Annotated in this window: 6 protein-coding genes; 5 read left to right on the forward strand and 1 reads right to left on the reverse strand. The window is 60.9% G+C overall.

Going from position 1 to position 12993, the window contains the following annotated elements; translation table 11 throughout:
• Positions 1 to 145: 145 nt before the first annotated feature.
• Positions 146 to 2326 carry a transglycosylase domain-containing protein gene (locus tag DX908_RS11335; protein WP_116392442.1) on the forward strand — a complete coding sequence of 727 codons (2181 nt, stop codon included), beginning with the start codon at positions 146 to 148 and terminating at the stop codon, positions 2324 to 2326.
• On the opposite strand, the gene DX908_RS11340 is transcribed toward DX908_RS11335, so the two are convergent.
• Positions 2309 to 3058, reverse strand: coding sequence for a M48 family metallopeptidase (locus DX908_RS11340; protein WP_116392443.1), 750 nt, complete (start codon positions 3056 to 3058; stop codon positions 2309 to 2311). The genes DX908_RS11335 and DX908_RS11340 overlap by 18 nt on opposite strands.
• A 159-nt stretch (positions 3059 to 3217) precedes the next feature.
• Here DX908_RS11340 and mutS point away from each other — a divergent pair, with 159 nt between their 5' ends.
• From mutS to DX908_RS11360, 4 genes are all read left to right on the forward strand, one after another.
• Positions 3218 to 5905 carry a DNA mismatch repair protein MutS gene (mutS, locus tag DX908_RS11345; protein ID WP_233508681.1) on the forward strand — a complete coding sequence of 896 codons (2688 nt, stop codon included), beginning with the start codon at positions 3218 to 3220 and terminating at the stop codon, positions 5903 to 5905.
• On the forward strand, positions 5889 to 8534 hold the full coding sequence (locus tag DX908_RS11350; protein ID WP_116392444.1) for a [protein-PII] uridylyltransferase family protein: 2646 nt from the start codon (positions 5889 to 5891) through the stop codon (positions 8532 to 8534). The genes mutS and DX908_RS11350 overlap by 17 nt, the downstream gene beginning before the upstream one ends.
• 6 nt (positions 8535 to 8540) lie before the next feature.
• Positions 8541 to 10082, forward strand: coding sequence for an exodeoxyribonuclease VII large subunit (gene xseA / locus DX908_RS11355; protein WP_116392445.1), 1542 nt, complete (start codon positions 8541 to 8543; stop codon positions 10080 to 10082).
• A 130-nt stretch (positions 10083 to 10212) separates the two neighbouring features.
• Positions 10213 to 12987: a TonB-dependent receptor gene (locus DX908_RS11360; protein ID WP_116392446.1), complete on the forward strand. Its 2775-nt coding sequence runs from the start codon at positions 10213 to 10215 to the stop codon at positions 12985 to 12987.
• The last annotated feature ends 6 nt before the right edge of the window (positions 12988 to 12993 follow it).

Consider the following 12993-nt stretch of genomic DNA (forward strand, 5'->3'; position numbering starts at 1 on the left):
ATCGCAAGATCTTCTGGCATTGGGACCGGCGCCTCTCGGGGCGCCGGTTTCTTTTTGTCCATCTGACGGGCTTTGGCCGCGAAAAGTGCCTGCCCGCCGGATTTGGTTAAGCCGGTCTTAAGCCTCCCGCATTCTAATCCGCCTCATGGCCAACGGCAGCGGCCGCAAGGGCGGCACGTCATCACGAAAAACCAGCTCAACGCGCCGCCGCCAGCCCGCGCGACGGCGGACGCCTGCCGCGCGTAAAAAAAGCCCGAAATTGAGCACCAAATCACGCGCGAAAAAAACGACTGCGTCTTCGTCAGCTCGCCGAAAGACCTCTTCTCCTGCGCGCCGCCGGACGGCTGCCCGGAAGAAGGCAGGTAGCGCAGGCTTTCCGTTATTCCGCCAGACCGGCAGGTTTTTCCTGCGGGCAACGACGGCGGCCTTCTTTCTTCTTGCTGCGGGGCTTGTGACGCTCCTGATCTATGGCCGAGGGCTTCCGCCAGTTGGGGATCTTGCTTCGGCGCGGAAGGAGCCGCGGGTCGAGATCCACGCGGCGAATGGTGAAGTCATCGGTATTCGCGGCCAGGATCGGGGCCAGCCGATCGATGCGGCCGACCTCCCGCCCCATGTCGTCGGCGCTTTCCTCGCAACAGAGGACCGCAATTTCTATCACCATGTCGGGGTCAACCCGGTCGCGATTATCCGAGCCCTGATGGTCAACGTGAAGGCAGGCGATGTTGAGCAGGGTGGTTCGACTATCACCCAGCAGCTTGTTAAGAACCTCCTCCTCACGCCAGAGCAGAGCCTCCACCGCAAAGTGCAGGAAATGCTCCTGGCTCTGAAGATTGAGGCGATGTATTCAAAGGACGAGATCCTCTCCTTCTACCTCAACGCCGTCTATTTCGGGAATGGCGCCTACGGGCTCGAGGCCGCCTCGCGCCGCTATTTCGACAAGCGCCCCGAAGAGCTGAGCGTTGGTGAGGCAGCGGTGTTGGCGGGCCTCCTCAAAGCGCCCTCTCGCTTTGCGCCGACAGCGGATGAAAACAAAGCGATCTCGCGGGCAAAAGTTGTCCTTGCTGCGATGGTCGACGCCGGTGTCATCACCCATGCCGAAGCAAAAGCTGTCTCTTTCACCCGGCTCGCCGATATTGCCGAGACCGACCATGCTGCGGCTTATGCTGCCGATTACGCCCTTGCAGAAGCTGCCCGCATCTTGGGCGGGGTCGAACAAGATCTCTTAATCGAGACGACCATCGATCTGCCCGCAACTCGTTCCTCTGCGACCGCGCGTGAAGTGATTGCCGCCAAGGATGATCTTTATACCCCGGAAGTGCAGGCCGCCGCTATTGTGCTTGATGAGAATGGCGCTATCCATGTCCTGATCGGCGGCAATGATTACCGCCAGAGCAGTTTCAACCGCGCCGTCCAGGCCAAGCGCCAGCCGGGTTCTGCCTTCAAGCCCTTCATCTATCTGACTGCGCTCGAAGAAGGCTTCCGCCCCGAAGACATGATCAATGACAAGAGGATCGAGATCGGGGACTGGGCGCCGAAAAATTACAAGGATACCTATGCCGGGATGGTGCCGCTATCCGAGGCGATGGCACGTTCGCTGAATGCCGCCGCGATTCGCCTGCAGGAAGAGGTGGGCCGCGAGAATGTGGTGGAGATTGCCAACCGCCTTGGCCTGAAGATTGATGATCCGGGTCCGTCCCTTGCCCTTGGTACTGTTGAAGTGACCCCGCTGGAGCTGGCAACCGCTTACCTGCCGCTGTCGGGTGGAGGGGTAGTTGCAGAGCCTTTCATCATTACAAGGATCAGCGCAGCAGACGGCACCGAACTTTATCATCATGAGATAGAGCGCGCGCCGCGGCTGGCCGTCTCTCCGGACGTATTGGTGCCGTTTGATCACATGATGCGCGAAGTGGTGACGAACGGGTCGGGCCGTCGCGCAAAAATTGCCGGCCATTACGCGGCGGGTAAGACCGGGACTAGCCAGTCGAGCAGGGATGCCTGGTTTGCCGGATATGCCTCGGGGCTGGTTGGAGTGGTCTGGCTGGGCCGGGACGATGACCGCCCGATGGGCTCCGGTCACCGGGCGATGTCGGGTAGTCATGCACCGGCTGAATGGTGGTCATCGGTGATGACAGCATCACTTGACGGTGTTCCGGCGCGCGAGCCGACGCCTTACGCACCGGAGCCGCGCTCGGACAAGCTCCTCTCCCATCTTGCAGCGATCCTCGGTGTACGTGCGCCACGTGAGCGGCAAGGGCCGCCGCCAGCCAATATCGAGGATATTATTTCAGGTGAGGCGGGGCCAGACGCTTCAGGCTATTTCGAATGAGGCTGTCTCGACCGGCTCCGCGCCATAACGGAACAGGATGCGTCCTTCGTCCCGAAGCCAGCATTCATGGTCCCGATATTCCGGGCACATGAGATCTACCAGATTCCAGAATGCGGAAGAGTGATCCATATGCCGCCGATGCGCGACCTCATGGGCAACGACATAATTCAGAACGGCGGTCGGTGCATGGGCGAGCCGCCAGTTGAAGGTCAGATCGCCTTTTGAGGAGCAGGAGCCCCAGCGCGATTTCATGTCGCGCACGCGTACCCGGCCAATTTCGACACCGATCATCGTGGCTTTCATCTCGGCGCGGCTGCGGCAGACGGCCTGAACCTCACGTTTGAGAAGCCGGATGATAGAAGCTGTGGGATCCTTGCCTGCTGGCCCACCGATGACGAGTGTATTGTCTTCAAGCTTTGGGGTCACCTGCTTGGGGCAATGGATAATCAGCCGATCCCTGCCCAATACCGGAATGCGAACCCCCGGCATAAAAGGCAGGGGTGGCGGCATTTCGTCAAGGCGGGAGCCGATCCAGTCCCGGCGGTTCTCCGCCATGGCTAGCGCGGCGCCGATATCTCTTTTGTGAGGACAGGTAATGCGCACGCGGCCCGAGGGGTCGACCCGCATGATCAGCCGTTTGGCGCGGCGATCAACGCGCACGGTCACCGGCAAAGACCGGCCGCCCAGATCGATCGATCCCGCTTCGACGGTATGTACAGCGCGTTTTGTCATCTGGCTTGGCAAGATGAATTCCCTTGCGAAGGCCCCTCTCTCCCCATTAGCTTAGCATATATTCGCCCTATCTTTGTGGATATTTATCCCCCGCAAGATGACGCTTTCGCACTTGCCTTGGGGGGACTCCCGATAGCCTCATGCCGGAAAGGAGACGTCATGGACGGGTCAGCCGATTTTCCGGATGCGAAAGCTGCGAAGATGACGCCGATGATGGCGCAGTACCACGCGATCAAGCAGCGCGCGGAGGGCGCACTGCTGTTCTACCGCATGGGCGATTTCTACGAGCTGTTCTTTGATGATGCCGTGGTCGCGGCAGAGGCGCTCGACATCACCCTGACCCGGCGCGGCAAGAAGGAGGGTGAGGACATCCCGATGTGCGGGGTGCCTTTCCACGCAGCCGAAACATATTTGGCGAGACTTATACGCAAAGGTTTCTCGGTCGCGATCTGCGACCAGACCGAGGACCCGGCAGAAGCAAAGAAGCGGGGCGCAAAATCCGTCGTCGCCCGCGATATCGTCCGGGTCGTCACGCCCGGGACAATCACCGAGGAGGAATTGCTCAGCCCCCGGTCGGCGAACTACCTTGTCAGTGTCGCGGTGCTGGGGGAGGGTGCAGCGCTTGCTGCTGCAGACCTCTCGACAGGCGAGATCGAGGTCCAGTCGCTGGCACCCACGGCGATCCGCGATGCGGTCGCAGCGTTGTCACCGGCGGAGCTCCTCCATGCCGATCCTGTGCCATCCGCGATTGAGGATATTCTTCAGGAGGCGGACTTCCCACTCACCTCCCTGCCTGCGCATCAATTCGATAGCCGCAGCGGTGAGATGCAGCTTTGCCGGACCTATGGTGTCGATACGCTGGAAGGCTTTGGGACATTCGCGCGCGCGGATCTTGCCGCGCTTGGCGCACTGGTTGGCTATCTTGAGCTGACCCAATGTGGCAGGCTGCCGCCGCTTCGGCCGCCTCGGCGGCGCGAGGCGTCAGGGCAGATGGCAATTGATGCGGCGACGCGGCGCAGCCTTGAGCTGACCCAGACTGCAGAAGGGGACCGCAAGGGCTCACTCCTTCATGCGATCGACCGGACACGGACGGCTGCGGGCGGCAGGATGCTGGCCCAGATGCTGGGCGCGCCGCTGCAGGAGCCTGCGGCCATCAATGAGCGGCTCGATGCGGTGGCTTATTTTCATGAAGCCTCGCGCCTGCGCGGGGATATGCGCGAGGTGCTGGCTGAAAGCCCGGACCTGACACGGGCGCTCTCGCGTCTGTCAATTGGCCGGACGGGGCCGCGGGATCTGGCGCTCGTCACGCGCGCGATCACCGGCGCGGCAGCCCTCTATCGTTATCTTCAGGAGACGGAAGGTCCGTTTGAGCGGCCCGCTATTCTGTCCCGATCACTTGCGGCTCTTGCGCCGGCCAGTGAAGGGCCGGTGGCTGTGCTCGCAAGTGAGCTTGGCCGGGCCTTAAAAGAAGAGCTGCCCTATCTGGCGCGCGATGGCGGGTTCATCGCCGAAGGCTATGACGACGTCCTCGATGAGACGCGCGTCCTCCGTCAGAATTCGCGCCGTGTCATGACGGAGCTAGAGGAACGCTATCGTACCCTCACAGGCGTCAAATCACTGAAAATCCGGCATTCCAAAGTGCTCGGCTATTTCATCGAAGTGACGCAGGCCAACGCAAAGGCGCTGACCGACGGGCCGGAGGCCAGCCTCTTCCGGCACCGTCAGACCATGGCGAATGCCATGCGGTTCGGTACGGATGAACTAGCTGATCTCGACAGCCGGATTGCGGCGGCAGCTGAACGCGCGCTGGCGCTCGAACTCGGGCTTTTTGACGAGCTTTGTGAGAAAGTGCTCGCTGAGCATGATGCGCTAATGTCTCTGGCCGAAGCCGTGGCATCGCTCGATGTTTTCTCCGCCCTTGCACTCCTTGCGGCAGAGGAAGATTACGTCCGTCCCCAGATCGATCGCAGTCGGCGTTTCGAAATCGAAGGTGGCCGCCATCCAGTGGTCGAGCGGGCATTGAAAGCTGGCAGCGGCGCGGAGTTCATTCCTAATGACTGTCAACTTTCGGAAGGCGAGACGCCGTCACTATCCATCGTAACTGGCCCGAACATGGCCGGTAAATCGACCTTCCTCAGGCAGAATGCGGTAATCGCGATCCTCGCCCAGTCGGGCAGTTTCGTGCCCGCCAAGGCGGCGCATATCGGTGTTGTCGACCGGCTTTTCTCCCGCGTCGGGGCGTCCGATAATCTTGCGCGCGGGCAATCAACCTTCATGGTCGAAATGCTGGAGACGGCCGCCATCCTCAATCAGGCGAGTGCGGACAGTCTGGTGATCCTTGACGAGGTCGGGCGTGGCACCTCGACCTTCGACGGCATGTCGATTGCCTGGGCAGCGCTGGAACATCTTCATGACCGGATCAGATGCCGCGGGCTTTTTGCCACCCATTATCACGAGCTGACCTCACTGACCGAGAAACTGCCCCGCCTGCGGAATGTCTCGATGGCGGTGCGTGAGTGGAAAGGCGATGTCGTCTTCCTGCATGAGGTGCGCCCCGGTCCTGCGGATCGCTCCTACGGTCTCGCCGTGGCAAAGCTCGCGGGCCTGCCGAAGGAAGTGACCGACCGCGCAGCCAAGGTGCTCGCAGAGCTTGAAGCCGGTAACCGGACGGATGCGCCTGTCCTGCCGCTTTTTGCTGCGGCCGAGCCGCCAGCTTCTTATGACCCTCCAGAGGACAAGCTTGGCGAAGCGCTTGATGGGCTGAACCCGGATGAATTGACGCCGCGCGCCGCGCTTGAGGCGCTATACGAGTTGAAAGCGTTGAGGGGCCGTGACGGCGGGCGGTGACCCCCCCATCGTCGCCGGGCTGCTCAAGGGTAAGTTTGCCCGTGAGCGCGCCGGTGCCCTTCGCTCGTTCTGGCTCTCCGAACAGGACAGGCTGCTAGGTGCAGGCGTGCCCGGTGATGAGGTTGCGGTCCATCTTGCAAAGCTCATGGATGAGATCATCCGTGCCCTGTGCGAAGGCGCGTGTGACGATTTTGCCGTCATGGCGGTCGGCGGCTATGGGCAGGGACGGCTTGCGCCTTTCTCCGATATCGACCTTCTGATCCTGACGCCAGATGACGAGCAGGAAGGCGCAGCGCCTGATTTCATCTACACACTATGGGACATGGGTGTCGTGCCTGCCCAAGCGATCCATACGGTGCAGAGCGCGATTGCTGCAGCGGAAGAAGAGCTTGATACCCGCACCTCGTTCCTTGATGCCCGGCCCGTCTGCGGCAGTGAATCTCTGATGAGAGAGTTTCATGCGGCCTATGAGGAACTCAGGAAGCGGACGATCCCGGAATATTTTCAGGCGAAACTCGAAGAACAGCGCCTGCGGCATGAGGATGCCGACAACTCGACCTATGCGATCGAGCCGGATGTCAAACGGGGCCGAGGCGGGGTGCGTGACCTTCAGACCCTTTTCTGGCTGGGCCGCTATCTTGAAGGGCGGGATAATTTCTCGCTCAGCACCATTCTTGCGCCGCGCGAGATCAGGCGGATCGGCAAGCTCGAGGAATTCTTCTGGTCCGTCCGTGTACATCTGCACAAGGTGGCAGGGCGCGGCGATGATAAGCTCTACTTCCCCCTGCAGCGCGATATCGCAACGCGGCTCGGCTTTTATGAGAACGACCATGCCAGCAAGGTCGACCGCTTCATGCGCTATTATTTCCTTGCCGCGCAGGAGACGAGCCGACTGACGGGTGTTGCCATCCGCCGGCTCGAGCGCCGCGCACTTGGGGATGGCAAGCTGCCCAAGGGGAAATCCGTCGATAGCCATCCGGGGATTGTCGCGGTGAAGGGGCGGGCGGCGTTTGCCAAGGAGATCACGACCCCCGATGCGCTCAACTGCCTTGAGCTTTTCCATGCCTGCGGCCTGCTGGGTCTGCCAATCCATTTTGAGGCCTTCACGGCGGTGGCGCGCGCCTCGCGGCGGTTCACTTTCCGTGGCCTTCAGACCCGTCAGATCACGGACAGGTTCACCGATATTCTGAGGGATTCGCCTAAACTCGAACCCGTCCTGCGGCAGATGGCGGAGACAGGCTTTCTGGGCCGGATGCTGCCCGCCTTTGGCGGTATTGTCGGGCGCGCCGAGCATGGCCTCTTCCGGCGCTTCACGCTTGATGACCATGTCCTGCGCTCGATCTCGGTGCTCGATCGGATCTGTGCGGATGACGGTGAGTTCAGCGGAACCGTGTTTCTTGATCGGGCTCGCGAGTTCCGGCCAACCTTGGCTTTCGCGCTTCTCATTCAGGAGATGCCGGCGGCCATGGTCCGGCCCTCGGCACAGAGGATCCGCAGGCGGATTACCCAGCGGGTCGGCTTCATCCTTGATGATAAGGAAGCCGCGAAACTGATCGCTTTTGCGATCCTCAATCGCAGCCTGCTGGTCCGCACGGCAACAAGGCGGGAGGTCGCGGCGCCCGAAATGCTCGAAGGGGTGGCAACCACCATCGGCACGGTTGACCGGCTGGCCTTCCTCTCGCTCTTCACCCTCTGTCGCCAATATGAGGCCGGTGTTGGGTCGTGGGAGGAATACAGCCATCGCGATGTCCGGCTACTCGTCCAGTTGCTCAATATACAGATCACAGGCGGCAGCACAGCTGTCTCGCTCTTTCTCAATGGCAGAAGCCAGGGCTTACGTGATCAGGTGGCGGCCAAGGTCGGCTCCGGCCGGATGGCCGCGTTTGACGCGCTGGTCGAGGCGGCGGGGCCTGCATTCTGGACCTCCGCCGATGTGCCCGCCGCGACCCGGCTCGCCGCCCTTATGGCGGAGCCCGGCCCGGAGGAGGCCGGCCGCAGTGCGGTCTATGCGGATGAAGAGGGCTTTCTCAACATCATCGTTTACAGTGAGGACCGGCTGACCCTGTTCGCCGAATGCGCAGGGCTCGCCGCCATGCGCGGGGGCAGCGTCTTCGGTGCGCGCGGCTATGCCTTCGTGCATCAGGGGCAGCATCGCGGCGTCATCATGATGCAGATCCAGCGTGCGGGCACGCCGCCTGAACCCTTTGATCCGGCCGATATCGAAAGCCTCGGCATTGCGGAGGATTTTGATGCCATCGCGCAAGGTCATCCGCCGAAGATCAGCCTGCCGCCGCCTTCCGTGCGGGATCGGCGGCATGTCTTCGAGGTCGAACCCAGTATACGGATGGACAAGGATGCCTCCAATGACGCGCTGGTCGTCGAGGTTGAGGCGCGCGACCGCCCCGGGCTCCTCTATCTGCTTGTCAGCCATCTGTCGGAAATCGGGGTCGATACGTCCTACGCGCTCGTTGCGACCTATGGGCACCGGGCGGTTGATACCTTCTATCTGCGGGACTATCCGGGGTACAAGATCGAAGATCCCCGCCGGATGGAGGTCATTCGCCGCCAGATCATGCGCGCCTTGAGCGATGATGCGGCGGACTCAGCACTGATCCGCACGGGGGCATGAGGAAGTATGGCTGATAACGTCCCTGAATATTCCGTCACCGAACTGTCCGGCGCAATCAAGCGCACGATGGAGGATGCCTTTGGCTATGTCCGCGTGCGTGGTGAGCTGGGCCGGGTGACGCGGGCGGGCAGCGGGCATTGCTATCTCGACTTGAAGGATGAGCGCGCGGTTCTCTCTTCTGTCATCTGGAAAGGCTCGTGGTCGCGCCTTGCGGTCAAGCCGGAGCAGGGGATGGAGGTCATCGCCACCGGGCGGCTGACGACGTTCCCGGGGCAGAGCCGCTATCAGCTTGTCATCGATCAGATGGAGCCTGCGGGCGCCGGCGCGCTGATGGCGCTGTTCGAGGAACGCAAGAAACGTCTGGAGGCGGAAGGCCTGACGGCGAGCGAGCGCAAGCGGTCGCTGCCGAAAATGCCGTCCGTCATCGGGGTTGTGACCTCACCGACCGGGGCGGTGATCCGCGATATCCTTCACCGCCTGCGCGACCGATTTCCCGCGCATGTGCTTGTCTGGCCGACTGCTGTGCAGGGAGAGGCCTGCCCGCCGGGGGTTATCGCCGGCATCGAGGGCTTCAATGCGCTGCCCGAAGGTGGCCCCATCCCGCGACCCGATGTCATTATCGTCGCGCGCGGCGGGGGCAGTCTCGAAGACCTCTGGGGGTTCAACGATGAGGGTGTCGCCCGCGCAGCAGCGGCGAGCCGGATCCCGCTGATCTCCGCCGTCGGGCACGAGCCTGACTTTACCCTGATTGATTTTACAGCTGATGTCCGCGCACCAACACCGACCGCTGCTGCCGAGATGGCGGTCCCTGTACGGACGGAGCTGCTCAATGATCTCGCCGTTCGCGGCAGTCGTCTGGCCCAGATCGTCACGCGTGGATTCGAGCGGCGCCAGCTTGCTTTCAAATCTGCCGAACGCGGCCTTGGCCGGCCCGAGGCGTTGCTTGGACCATCAGAGCAGCGCTTTGACAATGCGGCTCTCGGTCTGCGCCGGGCACTACAATCGCGACTCAATGCGGCGCAAAGCCGGTATAGTGAGCTTGCCGGACGGTTCGGGCCCGGGCTCGTCCGTCACCGGGCGGAGCTTCGAGCCCAGCAGCTCAAAACCCTGTCTGGCCGTCTCGGCGCAGCGCCTGCGCGGACCGTCGAGAAAGCTCATGCTCGCGCCGATGCCGCAAGGCTCCCCCGCCGGGCGCTGCTCCAGCATGTTGCGCGTAATGGCGAGCAATTGAGCGTGAGAACAAAGACCCTCCGCCGTCTCGGGTCTGAGAAAATCGAGGCGGCCCAGACCCGTCTCGCTGAACGTTCCCGGCTTCTCTCCAGCCTCTCTTATATGGGTGTCCTCGAACGCGGGTTTGCCCTCGTCATGGATGAAGGCGGCAAAGTCGTCCGCCGGGCAGGGGGCGCAAAAGATGGCGACAGTGTCGCGATCCGGTTTGCCGATGGGGAACGCGCCGCGACCCTTGGGAAAGGCCCGGATACGTCCCGGAAAGCGAAACCAAAATCTGCTTCCCCCAAAGCTCCGCAAGCCAATCTCTTTGATGAGTGATGCAGCGCAGCAACGGCTGGCCGTTGCGACCGTGCTGTCACGTATCCGTCACGAAGCTGTGATGTAACCGTCGTCTTCGGCGCGCATGGGCCCCTCCTGAAGATTCCTTCCATCCTCTCAGGGGCAGATCATGAAAAAGTTCACAATGCTGATGGCCGCAACATCCGTGGCCGCGCTTTCCTCCGCCATGGCGGGCGACATCACGGGTAAAGTCACTGACGCCGACGGCACGGTGCCGCTTCGCGGTGCTGAAGTGACGGTCGAGGAGACCGGCCAGAAAGTCGTGACTGGCCGTGATGGTTCCTTCCGCGTGACGGGCCTTGAGGCCGGCACCTACAATCTGTCGGTCACCTATCTTGGCGCCCCGGACACGGCTGCCAGCGTCAGCCTTGCGAGCGCCGACGCGACCAGCTCCGTCGATATCGCCATGGGCGGTGAGGGCGATGTCCTCGTCGTGACCGGTCAGCGCGGCTCGCTCAACTCTGCCCTCAACCAGCAGCGCAACGCCGACGGCGTCGTTACGGTCCTGTCCGCGGACGCTATCGCTCAGCTGCCGGACGAGAACGTTGCTGAAGCTGCCCGTCGTGGTCTTGGCGTCTCGATCGCCAACGACCAGGGGGAAGGCCGCTTCATCACGATCCGCGGCATCAACTCTCAGCTTAACGCGACCTCGGTCAACGGTGTGCGCCTGACGTCGCCGGAATCGGGTGACCGCCGCGTCGCGCTCGACGTTGTCGACGCTGACGTTCTGAAGAACATCGTCATCAACAAAACGCTGTCGGCTGACATGGATGGCGACGCAATCGGTGGTGCGATCAATATCGAGACCATTTCGGGCCTCGACCGCGCCGACAGCCTCCTGAAGCTCAAGGCCGGCGTCATCTACACGGGCAAGAGCGAAGAGTGGGGCGAGAAAGTCTCTGGCACCTACGCCAACAATTATATGGATGGCCGTTTCGGTGTCGCCCTGTCGGGTTCCTATCAGAACCGCCAGATCGAGAACGACAACAAGGAAGTCGATGGCGATTGGAACGTCGAAGACGGTCTGCTTCCGTTCCCGGAAGAAGAGCTTGAGTTCCGTAACTATGATGTCGATCGCGAACGTATCTCACTGGCCGCCAACTTCGATTACATGGCGTCCGAGAACACCAAGCTTTATCTGCACACGCTCTATAACCAGTTTGGCGACCAGGAATACCGCCACCGCGTTGAAGTGAAGGTCGAAGACGCCATCGACAATGGCGACATCTCGTTCTCTGCCCCGAATGCCGAAAATCAGCTCGTCAGCTTCTTTGGCGACGATCTGGAAATCGACCGCGACGTCAAGGACCGCTACGAAGAGCAGCAGATCTGGTCGGCGGTCACTGGTTTTGAGCATTCGATGGACCTTTGGACCTTCGACGGCTCGCTCTCCTTCACCCATGCCGAAGAAGCAGAAGACAACCTCGAAACCAATTTCGATCAGGACATTGAAGAAACGCTGACGATCAACGTCGCCAGCCTCAGCGAGCCGCGTCTTGCCATGGTCGGCCCGAACTATCTCGATGCGTCTGGCTATGAGCTTGATGCCATCGAACTGACCGACGGCCTTACCGAAGACGAAGAACTCGCGATTGCGTTCAACGTGAAACGCGATGTGACGTTCAATGACAATCCGGGCTTCTTCAAATTCGGCGTCAAGTCGCGCATGCGTGACAAGAACTACGATCTCGACTTCAGCGCCTTTGATTACGAAGGCGATGACGACGTTACGCTCGACATGTTCGAAGCATCCTTCGACTATCCGATCGATACGTTCGGTCCGCATGCCGATGCTGGCCTGCTGAAGGATTTCTTCAACGCCAACCGCAACGATCCCTCGCAGCTTGAGTTGGATGAAGCTGGCTCTCTCGAAGAAGCTGGCGTTTCCAGCTTCGACGCTGAAGAAGACGTCCTTGCTGGTTACGCCATGGTTCAGGTCGACATCGACAATCTCCGCCTGACCGGTGGTGTTCGTGTTGAGAAAACCGATGTTGAAGCGACGGGCAATGTCTTCGACGAAGACACAGAGACCCTCACGCCGATCACCATTGAAGATAAGTATACGGATATCCTTCCTTCTATCGCGATGCGCTGGGAAGTCCGTGAAGACATCATTCTGCGTGCATCTTACTATGCTTCGATCATTCGCCCGAATTTCGGCCAGTTTGTGCCGGCCGGTTCGCGTAATGACGATAATGAGCTTGAGGCCGGTAACCCCGATCTTGAGCGTACCGAAGCTGATAACTTTGACTTCCTCGTCGAGGTCTATCCAACCGACTCGTCGATCTTCCAGGCAGGCCTTTTCTACAAGGATCTCGAAAACCTGATCTCGCCGGTCTCCAGCGATGTACCGGGTACCTATAACGGCCTCGACTATGTCGAGATCGAGACCTTCGCGAACTTCGAAGATGCTCACATTTTCGGTGCGGAAATCGGCTACCAGCAGGCGCTCGACATGCTGCCGGGCATGCTGGACGGTCTGATCGTCAGTGCGAACTACACCTTCGCCAGCTCCGAAGCGACACTGCCGGACGGTGACACCATCGAAGTGCCGGGCCAGTCCGAGCACATCGCCAACTTCATCCTTGGCTACGATAAAGGCCCGCTTGATCTTCGTGCGGCCTATTCCTTCAAGGGCGAGAATATTGATGATGTCGATGTCGACGGCATTTCCGCTGGCCGCTATGTTGATGACCAGGAATTCCTCGACCTCTCTGGTAAGTTCAAGATTACCGACCAGATCCGCATCTATGCCGACATCAAGAATGTTCTTGATACTGAGCTGAAGGTGTCGAACCGCTATGAAGGTGTGCCGGGCCGCTTCCTCAGCCAGTATGAAGAATATGGCCGCACCTATCAGATGGGCGTCCAGTTCAAGTTCTGATCTGGC

The sequence above is a fragment of the Parvularcula marina genome (assembly GCF_003399445.1).
Classification (GTDB): domain Bacteria; phylum Pseudomonadota; class Alphaproteobacteria; order Caulobacterales; family Parvularculaceae; genus Parvularcula; species Parvularcula marina.

Coding starts and splice junctions, on each gene's coding strand:
- DX908_RS11335 (WP_116392442.1), top strand. CDS start 146: ATGGCCAACGGCAGCGGCCGCAAGGGCGGCACGTCATCACGAAAAACC.
- DX908_RS11340 (WP_116392443.1), bottom strand. CDS start 3,058: ATGACAAAACGCGCTGTACATACCGTCGAAGCGGGATCGATCGATCTG.
- mutS (WP_233508681.1), top strand. CDS start 3,218: ATGGACGGGTCAGCCGATTTTCCGGATGCGAAAGCTGCGAAGATGACG.
- xseA (WP_116392445.1), top strand. CDS start 8,541: ATGGCTGATAACGTCCCTGAATATTCCGTCACCGAACTGTCCGGCGCA.
- DX908_RS11360 (WP_116392446.1), top strand. CDS start 10,213: ATGAAAAAGTTCACAATGCTGATGGCCGCAACATCCGTGGCCGCGCTT.